This window comes from Escherichia sp. E4702 (genome assembly GCF_963883545.1).
In the GTDB taxonomy this organism is placed as follows: domain Bacteria; phylum Pseudomonadota; class Gammaproteobacteria; order Enterobacterales; family Enterobacteriaceae; genus Escherichia.
On record NZ_CAWORF010000029.1, the window covers coordinates 71,526 to 89,428 of the forward strand.

Here is a 17,903-nt window from a genome sequence, read left to right on the forward strand (position 1 = left end):
CTGATGTAGGCCTGATAAGCGAAGCGCATCAGGCAATTATACGTTTGTCACCCAGCCTCTGGATCCCATCAGTTCGGGCACTTATATACCTGACCGATAATCTGGCTGTCAGTCGGGACAAAGCTGGACAACATGCCCTGCGACGGGCTGCTGATACCATAAATCACGTTACCACCCATTGCTGCCGCCTGGTTGCGCAGATCGTTTGCCGCACCACGCATAGAACCGCCCTCTTCACCGTGTTGTCCGGAAAGCCAGTTACTTTGCTTACCAGTAGCAGTACCAATCAGCTGGCACTCTGCACCTGGTTGCTCGTCCACGATGCGAACGCTCTGTCCGGCAGCGCTCAATTCGTTGCTGGAGCTACAACCCGCCATCAGTAGCGCGGCACCGACAATCCCTGCTAAGTATTTTACGTGCATGTTATTCCCCATAATCAATGAGCTGGACGCAACTCGCGTCGTCCGTGTCTGAATCTTATACTAGAAAGATGACCAAAAGAAAAACCCCCAGACATTTCTGCCCGGGGGTTTCTTTATTTCTGCGAGGTGCAGGGCAATGTCGGGTAGCAGCAGCGCATTACTGCGCCGCCGCCCCCTAAGAACCGTACGAGCGAGTTTCCCCGCATACGGCTCAAGCCTTAATAAGTTCAACCGACGGGTTGAACCGGCAGCATCTTTTTATTCCTCATTCACGTGAAACTGAATGTGACAGCCCGGATGCAACATCACCAGATTCTCAAGCTCGTCACCGCCGCCCAGATGTTTCTGGTGCTTATGGTGAACGTGCCAGCCTGTTTCCATCGTAATTAACTGGTTACAGAGTGGGCAGCGTTTTTCCTGCCTGAGCCAGAGCGCCAGCAACTTCTTCCTGCCCTGCATGGTTTCCTTCCAGTGACGCTCAAGGCGCTGCTCGAAGTACAGTTCCCATTCAGGCAGATAAGGGTTAGCCTCCGCCTTTATCTTGATGTGCCGTTTAATGACGGTGTCTTTTGCATAAACTAAAGTCACCGGATTTTCCTTATCCTCCCGCCATTGAAACGTCCAGTGCCGGTTGCCCACCGTGTGAAAGTATTTCGCCTTCACCCAGCGTTTGTAGCGGTTTTTATGCCGCCTGCAACACCAGCGCCAGAGCAATTTCCAGACACGGTAATCCACATAGCTGAATGTCTCCTTCGCCACCACATGCCGGTGATAGTTCGCCCAACCCCGTAATGCCGGATTGAGCTGACGTATCAACCAGTTCTGCGGCTGCGTCGGATGACGCTTCACGATGTTCCTCACTTTCGCCAGAAACGTTCGCAGGTTCTTACGGGAAGGCTTTATCAGCATTTTCCCGCGATACTTGCGCACGTTCTGACCGAGGAAGTCAAAACCCTGCTCAATGTGCGTTATCACCGTTTTCTCCGGCGACAATTGCAGCCCCCGCTCCGCCATAAAGGCTTCAACGAGAGGTTTGACTTCATTCTCCAGCAATTCTTTCGAAATGCCGTTAATAATGAAATCATCCGCATAGCGCACATAATTGACCTTGGTCTTGTAGCTGGCTTTGGTGTTCTTCATCCCAAACCGGGATTCAAGCACCGCTTCCAGACCATCAAGCGCCATATTGGCCAATATCGGCGAGATAATGCCGCCCTGAGGCGTTCCCGCACCGGTTGCGTGGTAATGACCGGACTCCATGTAGCCTGCCTTCAGCCACTTACCCAGCACCTGCTTATCCATCGGGATATGCGTCAGTAACCAGTCATGGCTGATGTTATCGAAGCACCCTTTGATGTCGCCCTCCAGCACCCACTGCGCCGAGTTGCCCCGACTGAGCGCCACAAAGCACTGTTCAATGGCGTCTGCCGTTGAACGCATCGGACGAAAACCATAACTGTTGCGGTCAGCGGTGGTTTCCGACACGGGTTCCAGCGCCAGCAGGTATAACGCCTGCATAGCCCTGTCTCTCATGGTCGGTATCCCGAGCGGACGCAACTTGCCGTTCGACTTCGGGATATACACCCGCCGCAGCGGTTTAGGGTGATATCCGGTTCTCTTCATATCGAAGATAGCCTCCCATTTGGTTTTCGGGGTACTCCATAACTTTCCATCCACACCGGGGGTATTCTTGCCCCGGTTTTCCGTGACTCGTCTGACCGCTAATGCCTTAGCCGCCAGCGAACGGGTCAGCATTCGTTGCAGCGCTTTTACCCGCCGCCACTCCTGCCGAAGTGCTGCCTTCGCAATGCGTACCTGTAGCTTTCTCACCGCTTCTGAGGTTTTACGCCAGTCAATGGCGTGCCACCTTTCCGGGCGGGAAGATGCAGATACCACCTGCGATTCAACTCGCGTTTCGGTATTCACCTTGCTATCCTCCTGAATGCTCTGTGGAGAGCACCCTGAGGACGAACGTGGATTTCCCCCGAGGGAGAAATCACGTTTCGCCCCTCGGGGTTTACATTCAATAAGCTTTACAAGCCTTATTACGATTTAAGACCAACTGGAAGTCTGCCCCGTTTCCGGTGAAGCCCTGTTTCATGCCTCTATCCACGCCATTACAGCGCGGCGTTTGCTTTCTCCAGTCTCCCTTACCCGCATACCCAACAGTTCGCCTTACGACTCCCCTGCCTCTTTGAGGCGAATATACGGGCTTACCGAGTTCCGTACAGATGACACGTATCGGTTAGGTTCTGCCTATCCACCGGTGGCGCTCATATCAGCGTATCCCCAGATGTAAAAGGGATAACCTGTCCACCCACCTTTTTGGTCAGAGCGTATCAACGACTTACGCTCAATGCGGCTGACGGTGTTTAACAGCAGTTCACGTACGTTAACCTTACGATACAGCCTGGCCTCTCATGGTCATGTCGTTAGACCAATCCAGATGGCGTCCTCGCGGATACCAGCCGCCGCTTGCGCGGGAGTACGTTGTCAGGAAGCTCCGCACCCCACCGTTACCAGTGACGCACTATCCCTAGGCTACCGTTGGCTGAACAACGGGTTCTTCTTCGCTGTTTCTGCTCAGAAAATAGCGACAGAACAATCATCGGTACAGCTTGCGCTGCATTCCTCTTGTGAAGATCGCGAGCAAAACGATCCCGCCCCGTTCATGAATCCATGAAAGGATGAAGTGATGATGTATGGCAAACCGCGCCATAATCGTTGATGATGTAACGTCAATCGGGAATGATCGACGTCTGCCCTGATGGGCACTCTGTGCAGAATAAACTGCTACAGATAACGGAGTGAAAGTAATGGGCACGTTACTGTCCATTACTGAAAGGTAACCCAAACTGCGGGTGCGTATTCCACCGTCGAAACGGTTCCACCTTATGCTACGCTAGGGATTTTGTGAGAGCGGGTACTTGACCCGCTCTCACGGGGCGCATAAGCTAACTGCAAGAGAAGATTTTCTCTAGTTTATTCAGCCAGTTACGCAGAGGAATGCGACTCTCGTCGCATTACATCATGCCACCCATGCCGCCCATACCGCCAGCAGCGCCTAAGTCAGCTGCATCGTTTTTCGGCAGGTCGGTAACCATGCACTCGGTGGTGATCATCAGGCCAGCCACAGAAGCTGCGTACTGCAGAGCAGAACGAGTTACTTTGGTTGGATCCAGGATACCCATGTCGATCATGTTGCCGTATTCTTCGGTTGCTGCGTTGTAGCCGTAGTTGCCGTCGCCAGCTTTAACGGTGTTAGCAACAACAGACGGTTCTTCACCGCAGTTCAGTACGATCTGACGCAGCGGAGCTTCCATTGCACGCAGTGCAACTTTGATACCCACGTTCTGTTCTTCGTTCTGACCACGCAGGTCAGCCAGTTTAGACGCTACGCGGATCAGCGCAACACCACCACCAGCAACCACGCCTTCTTCTACCGCAGCACGGGTCGCGTGCAGGGCGTCTTCAACGCGTGCTTTTTTCTCTTTCATTTCAACTTCGGTAGCAGCACCAACTTTGATAACTGCAACGCCGCCTGCCAGTTTCGCTACGCGCTCCTGCAGTTTTTCACGGTCGTAGTCAGAAGTTGCTTCTTCAATCTGCTGACGGATCTGAGCAACACGGCCCTGAATTGCCGCTTCTTCACCCACGCCATCGATGATGGTGGTGGTGTCTTTGTTGATCACAACACGTTTAGCCTGACCCAGGTCTTCCAGGGTTGCTTTTTCCAGCTCCATACCAATCTCTTCAGAGATTACGGTACCGCCAGTCAGGGTTGCGATATCCTGCAGCATAGCTTTACGGCGATCGCCGAAGCCCGGAGCTTTAACCGCAGCGACTTTCACAATGCCACGCATGGTGTTAACAACCAGAGTTGCCAGCGCTTCGCCTTCAACATCTTCAGCGATGATCAGCAGCGGTTTGCCTGCTTTTGCAACGGCTTCCAGAACCGGCAGCATTTCGCGGATGTTGGAGATTTTCTTGTCAGCCAGCAGGATGAACGGGCTTTCCAGTTCTACTGCACCAGTTTCCGGCTTGTTGATGAAGTAAGGAGACAGGTAGCCACGGTCGAACTGCATACCTTCAACCACGTCCAGTTCGTCCTGCAGACCAGTACCATCTTCAACGGTGATAACGCCTTCTTTACCGACTTTGTCCATCGCTTCAGCGATCAGTTTACCTACGGTTTCGTCGGAGTTAGCGGAGATAGTACCAACCTGAGCAATCGCTTTAGAGTCGGAGCACGGTACGGACAGCGCTTTCAGTTCTTCAACTGCAGCAGTAACGGCTTTGTCGATACCACGTTTCAGGTCCATCGGGTTCATGCCCGCGGCAACAGCTTTCAGGCCTTCAGTAATGATAGCCTGAGCCAGTACGGTTGCGGTGGTGGTACCGTCGCCTGCAGTGTCGTTCGCTTTAGAGGCAACTTCTTTCACCATCTGCGCACCCATGTTTTCGAACTTGTCTTCCAGTTCGATTTCACGAGCAACGGAAACACCATCTTTGGTGATGGTCGGTGCACCGAAAGATTTATCCAGAACTACGTTACGGCCTTTCGGACCGAGGGTAACTTTCACTGCATCTGCCAGTACGTTTACGCCGCGCAGCATTTTCACACGAGCGTCGTTACCGAATTTTACGTCTTTAGCTGCCATTATCTTTATTCCTTAAATTCGTATGTTCAGTGTCGTGCGCGGATTACGCTTCAACAATTGCCAGAATGTCGCTTTCGGACATGATCAACACTTCTTCATTGTCGATCTTCTCAGACTTCACACCGTAGCCATCATTGAAAATTACGATGTCGCCAACTTTCACGTCCAGCGGCTTCACTTCGCCATTTTCAAGGATACGGCCATTGCCAACGGCCAGCACTTCGCCACGGGTAGATTTAGCCGCTGCAGAGCCGGTCAGAACGATGCCGCCAGCAGATTTAGTTTCAACTTCTTTACGCTTGACGATCACGCGATCATGCAATGGACGAATATTCATTGATAACTCTCCTTTGAGAAAGTCCGTATCTGTTATGGGTGACGCCGGACCTTACGTGGTTTCCCGGCTGGTGACCAGTGAAATGGGGATGGGCTTCTCCCCCTTCAAGGGGGCAAATGAAAAAAAATTCTGATCAGTACAAAATCGGGTAAAAATCCTGATTCACATCACATTTCATCGCAATTTCTCCATCGCCGCCATACGCGAATCTGATTGTGCTACCATCGAGATCCTGCGCAGTTGCCCAAATTTTGGGCACAATTGGACATTAACCCATGAGTGGACTCAAACAAGAACTGGGACTGGCCCAGGGGATCGGCCTGTTATCAACCTCATTATTAGGCACTGGCGTGTTTGCCGTTCCTGCGTTAGCTGCACTGGTAGCGGGCAATACCAGCCTGTGGGCGTGGCCCGTTTTGATTATCTTAGTGTTCCCGATTGCAATCGTCTTTGCGCTGCTGGGTCGCCACTATCCCAGTGCGGGCGGCGTCGCGCACTTCGTTGGCATAGCGTTTGGCTCGCGGCTTGAGCGAGTCACTGGCTGGCTATTTTTATCGGTCATTCCCGTAGGCCTGCCCGCTGCACTACAAATTGCCGCCGGCTTTGGCCAGGCAATGTTTGGCTGGCATAGTTGGCAACTGTTGTTGGCAGAACTTGGTACGCTGGCGCTGGTGTGGTACATCGGCACTCGCGGAGCCAGTTCCAGTGCCAATCTACAAACGGTGATTGCCGGGCTTATCGTCGCGCTGATTGTCGCTATCTGGTGGGCGGGCGATATCAAACCTGCGAATATCCCCTTCCCGGCACCTGGTAATATCGAACTTTCCGGGTTGTTTGCTGCGTTATCGGTGATGTTCTGGTGTTTTGTCGGTCTGGAGGCATTTGCCCATCTCGCCTCGGAATTTAAAAATCCAGAGCGTGATTTTCCCCGCGCTCTGATGATTGGTCTGTTGCTGGCAGGATTAGTCTATTGGGGCTGTACGGTTGTCGTCTTACACTTCGACGCCTATGGTGAAAAAATGGCGGCGGCAGCATCGCTTCCAAAAATTGTGGTGCAGCTGTTCGGTGTAGGAGCGTTGTGGATTGCCTGCGTGATTGGCTATCTGGCCTGCTTTGCCAGTCTCAACATTTATATACAGAGCTTCGCCCGATTAGTCTGGTCGCAGGCGCAACACAATCCTGACCACTGCCTGGCACGCCTCTCTTCTCGTTATATCCCGATTAATGCCCTTAATGCCGTACTCGGCTGTTGCGTGGTGAGCACGTTGGCGATCCATATGTTAGAGATCAATCTGGACGCACTTATCATCTATGCCAATGGCATCTTTATTATGATTTACCTGTTATGCATGCTGGCAGGCTGTAAATTATTGCAAGGACGTTATCGACTACTGGCGGTAATTGGCGGGCTGTTATGTGTTCTGTTACTGGCGATGGTCGGCTGGAAAAGTTTATATGCCCTGATCATGCTGGCGGGGTTATGGCTATTTCTGCCAAAACGAAAAACGCCGGAAAATGGCATAACCACATAATCCGGCGTTTCGTCATTAATCCTGGCGATCGTCTTTATGATCAAGGCGGTCGCGGTCATCATCCTTTCGTTGATACTCACCATCAAAAGTATTACCGCCACCAGTCCCGGCGCTAAATCCGCCGCCCGGCATACGGGAAAAGCGCAAATGCGGCATCAGCTTCACCGTCAGGTGCTTTTGCACTGGCGGTAATAAAAGAAGAAGACCGAGGAAATCGGTGAAAAAGCCCGGTAATAAAAGCAGCAAACCGGCAATGATCAACGAAACACTTTTAATCATTTCCGCCGCTGGGTTTTCTCCCGCCGCCATTTTTTGTTGCATCAGCACAAAATTCTTAAAGCCCTGGTTACGTACCAGTGACATACCAATAACTGAGGTGAATATAACCAGCACGAGGGTCAGCAATACCCCCAGGACATGAGCAACCTGAATAAAGATTGAAATCTCAATATAGACATAAAGGAAAACGGCAATTAAAGGTAACCAGCGCAAAGGTTTCTCCTGTAATAGCAACCAGTTAAATCTGGTCGCCTGAATGGGTTGCGAATCGCGTTCAGCTTATATTGTGGTCATTAGCAAAATTTCAAGATGTTTGCGCAACTATTTTTGGTAGTAATCCCAAAGCGGTGATCTATTTCACAAATTAATAATTAAGGGGTAAAAACCGACACTTAAAGTGATCCAGATTACGGTAGAAATCCTCAAGCAGCATATGATCCCAGGTATTCGGCCGATGCAGGGGATAATCGTCGGTCGAAAAACATTCGAAACCACATATATTCTGTGTGTTTACAGCAAATCATTGGCAGCTTGAAAAAGAAGGTTCACATGTCAAACAACATTCGTATCGAAGAAGATCTGTTGGGTACCAGGGAAGTTCCAGCTGATGCCTACTATGGTGTTCACACTCTGAGAGCGATTGAAAACTTCTATATCAGCAACAACAAAATCAGCGATATTCCTGAATTTGTTCGCGGTATGGTAATGGTTAAAAAAGCCGCAGCTATGGCAAACAAAGAGCTGCAAACCATTCCTAAAAGTGTAGCGAATGCAATCATTGCCGCATGTGATGAAGTCCTGAATAACGGAAAATGCATGGATCAGTTCCCGGTAGACGTCTACCAGGGCGGCGCAGGTACTTCCGTAAACATGAACACCAACGAAGTGCTGGCCAATATCGGTCTGGAACTGATGGGTCACCAGAAAGGTGAATATCAGTACCTGAACCCGAACGACCACGTTAACAAATGCCAGTCCACTAACGACGCCTACCCGACCGGTTTCCGCATCGCAGTTTACTCTTCTCTGATTAAACTGGTAGATGCTATTAACCAACTGCGTGAAGGCTTTGAACGTAAAGCTGTCGAATTCCAGGACATCCTGAAAATGGGTCGTACCCAGCTGCAGGACGCAGTACCGATGACCCTCGGTCAGGAATTCCGCGCTTTCAGCATCCTGCTGAAAGAAGAAGTGAAAAACATCGAACGTACCGCTGAACTGCTGCTGGAAGTTAACCTCGGCGCAACTGCAATCGGTACTGGCCTGAACACGCCGAAAGAGTACTCTCCGCTGGCAGTGAAAAAACTGGCTGAAGTCACTGGCTTCCCATGCGTACCTGCTGAAGACCTGATCGAAGCGACCTCTGACTGCGGCGCATACGTTATGGTGCATGGCGCGCTGAAACGCATGGCTGTGAAGATGTCCAAAATCTGTAACGACCTGCGCTTGCTCTCTTCTGGCCCACGTGCCGGCCTGAACGAGATCAACCTGCCGGAACTGCAGGCGGGCTCTTCCATTATGCCAGCTAAAGTAAACCCAGTTGTTCCGGAAGTGGTTAACCAGGTTTGCTTCAAAGTCATCGGTAACGACATCACTGTTACCATGGCAGCAGAAGCGGGTCAGCTGCAGCTGAACGTTATGGAGCCGGTCATTGGCCAGGCCATGTTTGAATCCGTTCACATTCTGACCAACGCTTGCTACAACCTGCTGGAAAAATGCGTTAACGGCATCACTGCTAACAAAGAAGTGTGCGAAGGTTACGTTTACAACTCTATCGGTATCGTCACTTACCTGAACCCATTCATCGGCCACCACAACGGTGACATCGTGGGTAAAATCTGTGCCGAAACCGGTAAGAGCGTACGTGAAGTCGTTCTGGAGCGCGGTCTGTTGACTGAAGCAGAACTAGACGATATTTTCTCCGTACAGAACCTGATGCATCCGGCTTACAAAGCAAAACGCTATACTGATGAAAGCGAACAGTAATCGTACAGGGTAGTACAAATAAAAGAGGCACGTCAGACGACGTGCCTTTTTTCTTGTGAGCAGTAACTTAAAAACAACAACCTGATATCAACTTGTTAAAAAACAAGGAAGGCTAATATGCTAGTTGTAGAACTCATCATCGTTTTGCTGGCGATCTTCTTGGGCGCCAGATTAGGGGGAATTGGTATTGGTTTTGCAGGTGGATTGGGGGTGCTGGTTCTTGCCGCTATCGGCGTCAAGCCTGGTAACATCCCATTCGATGTCATTTCCATTATCATGGCGGTTATCGCTGCTATTTCTGCTATGCAGGTTGCTGGCGGTCTGGACTATCTGGTTCACCAGACAGAAAAGCTGCTGCGCCGTAACCCGAAATACATCACGATCCTTGCACCGATCGTAACCTATTTCCTGACCATCTTTGCTGGTACCGGCAACATCTCTCTGGCAACACTGCCAGTTATCGCTGAAGTTGCGAAAGAACAAGGCGTTAAACCTTGCCGTCCGCTGTCTACTGCAGTGGTATCCGCGCAGATTGCGATCACCGCATCGCCAATCTCTGCGGCGGTGGTTTACATGTCTTCCGTGATGGAAGGTCATGGCATCAGCTACCTGCATCTGCTCTCTGTGGTCATCCCGTCTACCCTGCTGGCAGTTCTGGTGATGTCCTTCCTGGTAACCATGCTTTTCAACTCCAAACTGTCTGACGATCCGATTTATCGCAAGCGTCTGGAAGAAGGTCTGGTTGAACTGCGCGGTGAGAAGCAGATTGAAATCAAATCCGGTGCAAAAACGTCCGTCTGGCTGTTCCTGCTGGGCGTAGTTGGCGTGGTTATCTACGCGATTATCAACAGCCCGAGCATGGGCCTGGTTGAAAAACCGCTGATGAACACCACTAACGCTATCCTGATTATCATGTTGAGCGTTGCAACCCTGACCACTGTTCTTTGCAAAGTGGACACCGACAACATCCTCAACTCCAGCACCTTCAAAGCAGGTATGAGCGCCTGTATTTGTATCCTGGGTGTTGCATGGCTGGGCGATACTTTCGTTTCCAACAACATCGACTGGATCAAAGATACCGCTGGTGAAGTCATTCAGGGTCATCCGTGGCTGCTGGCTGTTATCTTCTTCTTTGCTTCTGCTCTGCTGTACTCTCAGGCTGCAACTGCAAAAGCACTGATGCCGATGGCTCTGGCGCTGAACGTTTCTCCACTGACCGCTGTAGCTTCTTTCGCAGCCGTGTCTGGTCTGTTCATTCTGCCGACCTACCCGACGCTGGTTGCTGCGGTACAGATGGATGACACGGGTACCACTCGTATCGGTAAATTCGTCTTCAACCATCCGTTCTTTATCCCAGGTACTCTGGGTGTTGCCCTGGCCGTTTGCTTCGGCTTCTTGCTGGGCAGCGTGATGCTGTAATGACAAATCGCGGGGCGTTCACGCCCCGCTTTCTTTCCCGCCGACTAACATCCTTTCCCCGTCCGTTGTATAGTGACCTCTCTCTTGCGGTTCCATCTGTTCTTGCGAGGTGTTTATGCTTGATGAAAAAAGTTCGAATACCGCGTCCGTCGTGGTGTTGTGCACCGCGCCGGATGAAGCGACGGCCCAGGAATTAGCCGCCAAAGTGTTGGCGGAAAAACTGGCGGCCTGCGCAACCTTGATTCCTGGCGCTACCTCTCTCTATTACTGGGAAGGTAAACTGGAACAGGAATACGAAGTGCAGATGATTTTAAAAACCACCGTATCTCACCAGCAGGCACTGCTGGAATGCCTGAAGTCTCATCATCCGTATCAAACCCCGGAGCTTCTGGTTTTACCTGTTACACACGGAGACACAGATTACCTCTCATGGCTCAACGCATCTTTACGCTGATCCTGCTACTTTGCAGCACTTCCGTTTTTGCCGGATTATTCGACGCGCCGGGACGCTCACAATTTGTCCCCGCGGATCAAGCCTTTGCTTTTGATTTTCAGCAAAACCAACATGAGCTTAATCTGAGCTGGCAGATCAAAGACGGTTACTATCTTTACCGTAAACAGATCCGCATTACGCCGGAACACGCGAAAATTACCGACGTGCAGCTGCCCCAGGGCGTCTGGCATGAAGATGAGTTTTACGGCAAAAGCGAGATTTACCGCGAGCGGCTGACGCTTCCTGTGACCATCAACCAGGCAAGTGCGGGTGCGACATTGACTGTCACCTACCAGGGCTGTGCTGACGCCGGTTTTTGTTATCCGCCAGAAACCAAAACCGTTCCGTTAAGCGAAGTGGTTACTAACAACGCGACGCCACCGTCTGCATCAGTTCCGCAGCAAGAGCAGCCCGTCGCGCAATTGCCCTTTTCCGCGCTTTGGGCGTTGTTGATTGGTATCGGTATCGCCTTCACGCCATGTGTACTGCCGATGTACCCTCTAATTTCCGGTATCGTGCTGGGCGGTAAACAGCGGCTCTCCACTGCCAGAGCATTGTTGCTGACCTTTACTTATGTGCAGGGGATGGCGCTCACCTACACGGCGCTGGGTCTGGTGGTTGCCGCCGCAGGGTTACAGTTCCAGGCAGCGCTACAGCATCCTTACGTGCTTATCGGCCTCGCTATCGTCTTTACCTTGCTGGCGATGTCGATGTTTGGCTTGTTTACCCTGCAACTCCCCTCTTCGCTGCAAACGCGCCTCACGCTAATGAGCAATCGCCAACAAGGTGGCTCGCCCGGCGGTGTGTTTGTGATGGGGGCGATTGCCGGGCTGATCTGTTCGCCATGCACCACCGCACCGCTTAGCGCGATTCTGCTGTATATCGCCCAAAGCGGAAACATGTGGCTGGGCGGCGGCACGCTTTATCTCTATGCGCTGGGCATGGGCCTGCCGCTGATGCTAATTACCGTCTTTGGTAACCGCCTGCTGCCGAAAAGCGGCCCGTGGATGGAACAGGTCAAAACCGCATTTGGTTTTGTGATCCTCGCACTGCCGGTCTTCCTGCTGGAGCGAGTGATTGGTGATATATGGGGATTACGCTTGTGGTCGGCGCTGGGTGTCGCGTTCTTTGGCTGGGCCTTTATCACCAGCTTACAGGCCAAACGCGGCTGGATGCGTATTGTGCAAATTATCCTGCTGGCGGCAGCATTGGTTAGCGTGCGCCCACTCCAGGATTGGGCATTTGGCGCGACGCATACCGCGCAAACTCAGGCGCATCTCAACTTTACACAAATCAAAACGGTAGATGAGTTAAATCAGGCACTCGCTGAAGCCAAAGGCAAACCGGTGATGTTAGATCTCTATGCCGACTGGTGCGTCGCCTGTAAAGAGTTTGAGAAATACACCTTCAGCGACCCGCAGGTGCAAAAAGCGTTAGCAGACACGGTCTTACTTCAGGCCAACGTCACAGCCAACGACGCACAAGATGTGGCGCTGTTAAAGCATCTAAATGTCCTTGGCCTACCGACAATTCTCTTTTTTGACGGACAAGGCCAGGAGCATCCACAAGCGCGCATCACGGGCTTTATGGATGCAGAAACCTTCAGCGCACATTTGCGCGATCGCCAACCGTGAACGACACTTCAGTGGGAAAGACGGAGGAAAATAGCGTGCAACGTGAAGATGTACTGGGAGAAGCCCTGAAATTATTAGAATTACAAGGGATTGCCAACACCACGCTGGAGATGGTTGCTGAACGTGTGGATTATCCACTGGACGAGCTGCGCCGCTTCTGGCCAGACAAAGAGGCGATCCTCTACGATGCCCTGCGCTATCTTAGCCAACAGATAGATGTCTGGCGTCGTCAGCTGATGCTGGACGAAACGCAAACCGCCGAACAAAAGCTGCTGGCGCGTTATCAGGCGCTATCGGAGTGCGTTAAAAACAACCGCTACCCGGGCTGTCTGTTTATCGCTGCCTGTACGTTTTATCCCGATCCTGGCCACCCTATTCATCAATTGGCCGATCAGCAAAAAAGCGCGGCCTACGACTTTACCCACGAACTGTTAACCACGCTGGAAGTGGACGATCCGGCGATGGTAGCAAAGCAGATGGAACTGGTGCTGGAAGGTTGTTTAAGCCGAATGCTGGTGAATCGTAGCCAGGCGGATGTCGATACCGCACATCGGCTGGCGGAAGATATCCTGCGCTTCGCTCGCTGCCGCCAGGGTGGCGCACTGACCTGACAGAAACACAGAAAAGAAGCGATTTGCCGCAATCTTAAGCAGTTGAATCGCTTTTACTGAAATTAGGTTGACGAGATGTGCAGATTACGGTTTAATGCGCCCCGTTGCCCGGATAGCTCAGTCGGTAGAGCAGGGGATTGAAAATCCCCGTGTCCTTGGTTCGATTCCGAGTCCGGGCACCACTAATTCAAAGTCGGTTGGTCAGATTTGCAAGATGCAGTTCTGACGGACACGAAGGCGAGCCAGTAAAAACACGATGTAACGCTGTTACTTGTGGTTGAGAAAAGGCTCTTAAGAAACAGACTTGTTCCCGCAAGTCTGTTTTTTTCGTGCGTGATATTTACAGATCTTCGTAGTTAATGTCAAATTGTGTCAGCGCCATATTCATCAGGCTGCTACATCAATTCCGTTTCCAGTATATCCCGCAAACTATCAACACTTTCGTCAATGTATTCCAGCGTTGATGTAATGCTGACGTGACCCAGCAATTTCTTTACCGCGTACAAATTACGCTCCGGGGATTTCATCATGTGCGTTGCCACCGTATGACGGAACCGATGCGGGGATATCGTGAATTTGCATTCCCGGGACAGACGCTTAAAGAATGCGCGTAGAGGATATTCGTTCATCATATCAGGGTATTTTTTCTTTCTGACCAAGTCAAACCATCCCACGTTAAATAGCTGGTCATCCAGTTCCATACCTACTTCGCCTGCCCGAAGAACCAGTAGCTCCAGCGACGGATACAGCGCCGAAACAATCGGAACGCGATGTTCACGATGATTTTTTGCCCCCTCAACGTTCAGGTCAATCCATCGTTCCTCAAGATTGACGTCACCCAACCGAATATGCAGAAGCTGGTTCTGCCGTATTGCTGTATAGCGAAAAACATTCATTACCGTCAGCCAGAACCACACCGGGCGGAGTGCATTTCTGCGACCATTGAACATGCTGCTGTTCCCTTTCATTCCCTCAGTTTCTAGATGCCGCTCCATCAGACGATACATCGTATCCATTTGCGTCTGAGTCAGAGTCTTCTTCTTTTTCGTTCCGGGACGCACAACCGCACCATTAAATGGATTTTCGGCCTGCGGTAATAATCCCTGCTTAATTCCAAAATTGAACAGCGCCCTCATGTGTGCAACTTTGTTATTCCACGTCCGGGTGGCACAATTCTGGTCATTCAGTACCCGATGCCGCCATTTCAACACCGTAAGATGATCGATATTTGCAGGGTTATGCGGTGTAAAGCCTTCAAACGAGCGAACCACTTTCTGGTAACTCCACTCAGTCGCCGGACGTAATGATTTGCTGTAAAAATAGTGTTCAGTTAACGTCCCAAACGTACAAGCATTCATAAGAATATCCTTATATAACAATCAATAACGGGTTATCCCCTGGATTGTTATCGCTGCCGTAAACTTTACTGGCAAGCACCAGATAGCCGCTCAGCTTCTGAAAACGCCCTTCCCTTTGCTCGTTCTGATACAGGTGACAAGTGTACATCGCACCATTGTCCTGCCGGTGACGGCCGAGTCGTTCAAAGGCTTTCTGAAGCCGGGCCTTATCCTTCACTGGCGCATTCGTCTCTGTCATATACTGGTGAAAAATACCTGGCGCACGAAGAAACACGTAACCGGCGACCAGATGAATCCGCCCGTCGGATTTGTTCGGAATCAGACGTCCAGAACGGCATCCCGTAACCAGCCATTTCCAAAATGCCTCTCCAGGATCGTTCAGCTCAACGGACTGCGCGATTTCACAGGTTTCCGTGGTATCAGCACTGACAAATCCCATCATCGCCAGCAATACATCTGTATCATCCGCGCCCTCCTGCCTATCCGGGGATACCAAGTCCGCATCCGGCATAGGAACAGATTCTGCGGTCGAAAGATTTTCTGATTCGAAATACGACGTAGCCAGCTCAGGCACATCATCAGCTAATCCGGTCAGCAACGTGTCACCCTGCAATGATTCATCCTGAGCTGGAATGATCATCGCCGGAACTGCTGGTTGCTCGCCTTCTGGCGCACCAACAGTGAGGCTAATAGCCTCAGACACAATGGCATTGACCACGCCCGACTGCGCCCGAAAACCGGTCAGGTACGTTGACAGAGTTTTGATGGCTTCCGGCCAACTACTCAACCAGTTAATCGCTTCTGGAGGGATAATCTTCCACGCAAGCATGGCGCCAAAGCTCTGCAACCTTTCCGGAGACTGCTCCGAAGCAAAACGAAAGCGATAAGGTTCTGGAGGTGCGTCCAGTAACGGAAACCAGCGTTTACCACTCTCCAGCTCGACGTGGAGGTGACAAAGGTATTTAAGTGTAGGTAGCATTGCTGCATAAACCACCACCGCATTCCAGGCCGCGTTTTGCGCTGCCTGTTCTTCAGGCGGAGCGCCAACCGGCAACATGTAACTTTTCGACAATCGTGTTGCATACGATACTGTTTCCAGCATGTAGTCAACCATTCCCCCAAGGCGGGCATATGGACCACTCTCCGTTAGCGGAAATTCCTGCATGAGCGCAACACAATGCTTCAGCGGGGCAAGGTAATACTGGCGATACATGTCCTTTGGCACAGAGGAATAATCCCAGAGTGATTGCAACCATTTTTGACGGCAGGTCCTCTCCAGCAGCTCGTTAACGGTCACAGGCTGGAAGTAACCTGGTGGTAAAGAGGGTTTTATTGCCTCAACAGTTGATAGAGCATTTGAACGAGCACTCCACGGGCGAGAGAAAAAATTCAGATTTAGCATAAATGGAAACCAAGATAGAAAAAATATCGCAATATTGAACATCTATAGAAAACATGCAATAAATAATTATTTATCAAACTATATAGTTTCAGTATAAAATCCATACATACCAAAAGAAAAAATAATGTGCATCACGCCCCCCAGTAACAAATTACCTAATAGCCTACTGAATAATTATTCTGGAGTACTTACATACATCTATATCTAACTATAAGAAAAATAATTTTCTCTCATCCAGAAAAGTTATATCTAAACTAAAAATGAATACCAACAAAATCAACTTTACCAACCTAAATATCCGCATGGAATAGTAGATCACTGTAGGAAATTTAGTCCGTATTGAGCGATCTGAACAATCGCCAAAAAGAAACATATCACCAGTCGGACTGAGCAATGCCGATCATAGTTCCATTCCTCGCAGCGAACGACGACTGATGCAGAAAACTGCGGATCATGGAGACAAATCAGACTATGTCGGCATGAAGACTAGCGTTATTAATGGTATTTAGATATTAAATTAGAAATCACCTGCTCCAGCGTAATTTTTGACAGATTAATGACCTGATAGCTGACATCAACATCCAGAATCATATCCATCGCTTTTATGGTATGAACAATACTGCTTTTTATCTGGCGGTGTTGTATCTGTAATGCTGTTGTTGATGAGAATGGCATTAACATAACAAAGATATTTTCCCTTATGCGAATAATAGTATCCATCTGGCTTGCATTGCTGATCAAAACATTTGCTATATTCTTTACAGCATTATCCCCTGCTGCAACCCCTTTATTTACATAAAGCGTATCGAGATTACATATTTTACAACTAATCATTGTAATATTCGTGTTTCTTTTTTCATAAACTGAAAAACTGCGCGGCGTATTTTTTGAAAAAAAGTGAGTATTGAAAAAAACCAGTTAGATAATCCCGGCGTGAACATTCAATAACGTTGTGCAGCGCCATCTGAGTGCGGATACATATAATTACCAGCGTTACTAACTTACAGAGATTTTCAACACCCCTGCCTATATACCAGGTGATGATGCCAGCATCCTCTGTCGCGATAAGAAGAAAATTACATGTAATGTTTGAAATTATAAAAAAATTAATTATTTCACTATATTTTTCATCAGAATGATTTTTTGGAATATATATATATAACAAAGATAACCAAAGCGCGGACAAGAAAAATAATGAGCGCGAAGATAAAAGAATATCCCTGTACTCATTAACGTTATCACTATGAGATGCCAGAATACATATAATCAAAGTAAAAGCGGCCACCATCACAAACAATGAAAGGTTGTTTTTCTTGTTTATTTTTGGCGTGTAATTCAAACCTGCAACATAAATCAAAACAATAAACGAAAAATGTCTTAAAAAGTATACGAACGATATATTGCAAGCATTCTTTATTATTATTGCTTCATTCTCCTTTATTTGTATAGACGAAAGCACACTAATAATATTAGAGGATAAAAACAAGGCATCAATTCCAAAAGCAACAGAAAGAATGAGGATAACGGTCATCCCTTCCTCTAATTTGTATGCGAAACACAAAATAAAACAGAGAATAACATCAAGGGTAATTTCTGGTATTGCAAATAACAACCATTTAATCATTGACACGGAGAAGTAATGTCCTGTGTAACTATATTCAAGCACGTATTCACAAATTATTATCATGCTTACAACAATAAAAATCACGGGTATTATTTTATGATTTTTTAATTTTACCAGAGTCATTAGTATATTTTTCAAAGTCACT

15 protein-coding genes and 1 tRNA gene are annotated in these 17,903 nt (G+C 49.4%); 7 read left to right on the forward strand and 9 right to left on the reverse strand.

Translation table 11 applies throughout. From position 1 onward, the window contains the following. Positions 1-68 precede the first annotated feature (68 nt). The 4 genes from AACU94_RS18485 to AACU94_RS18500 form a co-directional block, all read right to left on the reverse strand. The gene (locus tag AACU94_RS18485) at positions 69-422 is read right to left on the reverse strand and encodes a DUF4156 domain-containing protein (RefSeq protein WP_000558209.1); all 354 of its coding nucleotides are present in this window, start codon (positions 420-422) and stop codon (positions 69-71) included. Positions 423-680: 258 nt separating this feature from the next. After that, positions 681-2,348, reverse strand: coding sequence for a group II intron reverse transcriptase/maturase (gene ltrA, locus AACU94_RS18490; RefSeq protein WP_135490009.1), 1,668 nt, complete (start codon positions 2,346-2,348; stop codon positions 681-683). Between the two features lie 1,097 nt (positions 2,349-3,445). Then, positions 3,446-5,083: a chaperonin GroEL gene (gene groL / locus AACU94_RS18495; RefSeq protein WP_105288839.1), complete on the reverse strand. Its 1,638-nt coding sequence runs from the start codon at positions 5,081-5,083 to the stop codon at positions 3,446-3,448. 43 nt (positions 5,084-5,126) lie between these two features. Then, on the reverse strand, positions 5,127-5,420 hold the full coding sequence (locus tag AACU94_RS18500; RefSeq protein ID WP_001026276.1) for a co-chaperone GroES: 294 nt from the start codon (positions 5,418-5,420) through the stop codon (positions 5,127-5,129). Positions 5,421-5,695: 275 nt separating this feature from the next. Between AACU94_RS18500 and yjeH the strand changes: the two genes are divergently transcribed. After that, a complete protein-coding gene (gene yjeH, locus AACU94_RS18505) occupies positions 5,696-6,952 on the forward strand; it encodes an L-methionine/branched-chain amino acid transporter (protein ID WP_135490010.1) in 1,257 nt (418 codons plus the stop codon). Between the two features lie 15 nt (positions 6,953-6,967). Here the strand turns inward: yjeH and AACU94_RS18510 are convergent, their stop codons facing one another. Beyond that, positions 6,968-7,444 carry an FxsA family protein gene (locus tag AACU94_RS18510; RefSeq protein WP_135385148.1) on the reverse strand — a complete coding sequence of 159 codons (477 nt, stop codon included), beginning with the start codon at positions 7,442-7,444 and terminating at the stop codon, positions 6,968-6,970. Between the two features lie 336 nt (positions 7,445-7,780). On the opposite strand from AACU94_RS18510, the gene aspA reads away from it, so the two are divergent. The 6 genes from aspA (at position 7,781) to AACU94_RS18540 (ending at position 13,556) form a co-directional block, all read left to right on the forward strand. After that, complete coding sequence (gene aspA / locus AACU94_RS18515) at positions 7,781-9,217, forward strand: aspartate ammonia-lyase (protein ID WP_130205949.1); 1,437 nt, start codon at positions 7,781-7,783, stop codon at positions 9,215-9,217. A gap of 117 nt (positions 9,218-9,334) precedes the next feature. Then, positions 9,335-10,636, forward strand: a complete 1,302-nt coding sequence (gene dcuA, locus AACU94_RS18520; protein WP_130216753.1) for an anaerobic C4-dicarboxylate transporter DcuA — start codon at positions 9,335-9,337, stop codon at positions 10,634-10,636. Positions 10,637-10,751: 115 nt separating this feature from the next. Next, positions 10,752-11,090, forward strand: coding sequence for a divalent cation tolerance protein CutA (gene cutA, locus AACU94_RS18525; RefSeq protein ID WP_064525746.1), 339 nt, complete (start codon positions 10,752-10,754; stop codon positions 11,088-11,090). After that, complete coding sequence (dsbD, locus tag AACU94_RS18530; protein WP_135490011.1) at positions 11,066-12,763, forward strand: protein-disulfide reductase DsbD; 1,698 nt, start codon at positions 11,066-11,068, stop codon at positions 12,761-12,763. Before cutA ends, dsbD begins: the two co-directional genes overlap by 25 nt. A 35-nt stretch (positions 12,764-12,798) precedes the next feature. Next, positions 12,799-13,374 carry a transcriptional regulator gene (locus AACU94_RS18535; protein WP_001188520.1) on the forward strand — a complete coding sequence of 192 codons (576 nt, stop codon included), beginning with the start codon at positions 12,799-12,801 and terminating at the stop codon, positions 13,372-13,374. Between the two features lie 106 nt (positions 13,375-13,480). Continuing rightward, positions 13,481-13,556: transfer RNA gene (locus AACU94_RS18540), tRNA-Phe, on the forward strand. A 213-nt stretch (positions 13,557-13,769) separates the two neighbouring features. On the opposite strand, the gene AACU94_RS18545 is transcribed toward AACU94_RS18540, so the two are convergent. The 4 genes from AACU94_RS18545 to AACU94_RS18560 all read right to left on the reverse strand — a co-directional run bounded on the left by AACU94_RS18545 (position 13,770) and on the right by AACU94_RS18560 (position 17,758). Continuing rightward, positions 13,770-14,732 carry a tyrosine-type recombinase/integrase gene (locus AACU94_RS18545; protein ID WP_135490012.1) on the reverse strand — a complete coding sequence of 321 codons (963 nt, stop codon included), beginning with the start codon at positions 14,730-14,732 and terminating at the stop codon, positions 13,770-13,772. A gap of 10 nt (positions 14,733-14,742) precedes the next feature. Beyond that, complete coding sequence (locus AACU94_RS18550; RefSeq protein ID WP_240726510.1) at positions 14,743-16,176, reverse strand: TraI domain-containing protein; 1,434 nt, start codon at positions 16,174-16,176, stop codon at positions 14,743-14,745. Positions 16,177-16,629: 453 nt separating this feature from the next. Beyond that, positions 16,630-17,052 carry a diguanylate cyclase domain-containing protein gene (locus tag AACU94_RS18555; protein WP_135490013.1) on the reverse strand — a complete coding sequence of 141 codons (423 nt, stop codon included), beginning with the start codon at positions 17,050-17,052 and terminating at the stop codon, positions 16,630-16,632. Continuing rightward, entirely contained in the window at positions 16,991-17,758 is a 768-nt protein-coding gene (locus tag AACU94_RS18560; protein WP_240726520.1) for an MASE4 domain-containing protein, read from the reverse strand. The genes AACU94_RS18555 and AACU94_RS18560 overlap by 62 nt, the downstream gene beginning before the upstream one ends. Positions 17,759-17,903 lie beyond the last annotated feature (145 nt).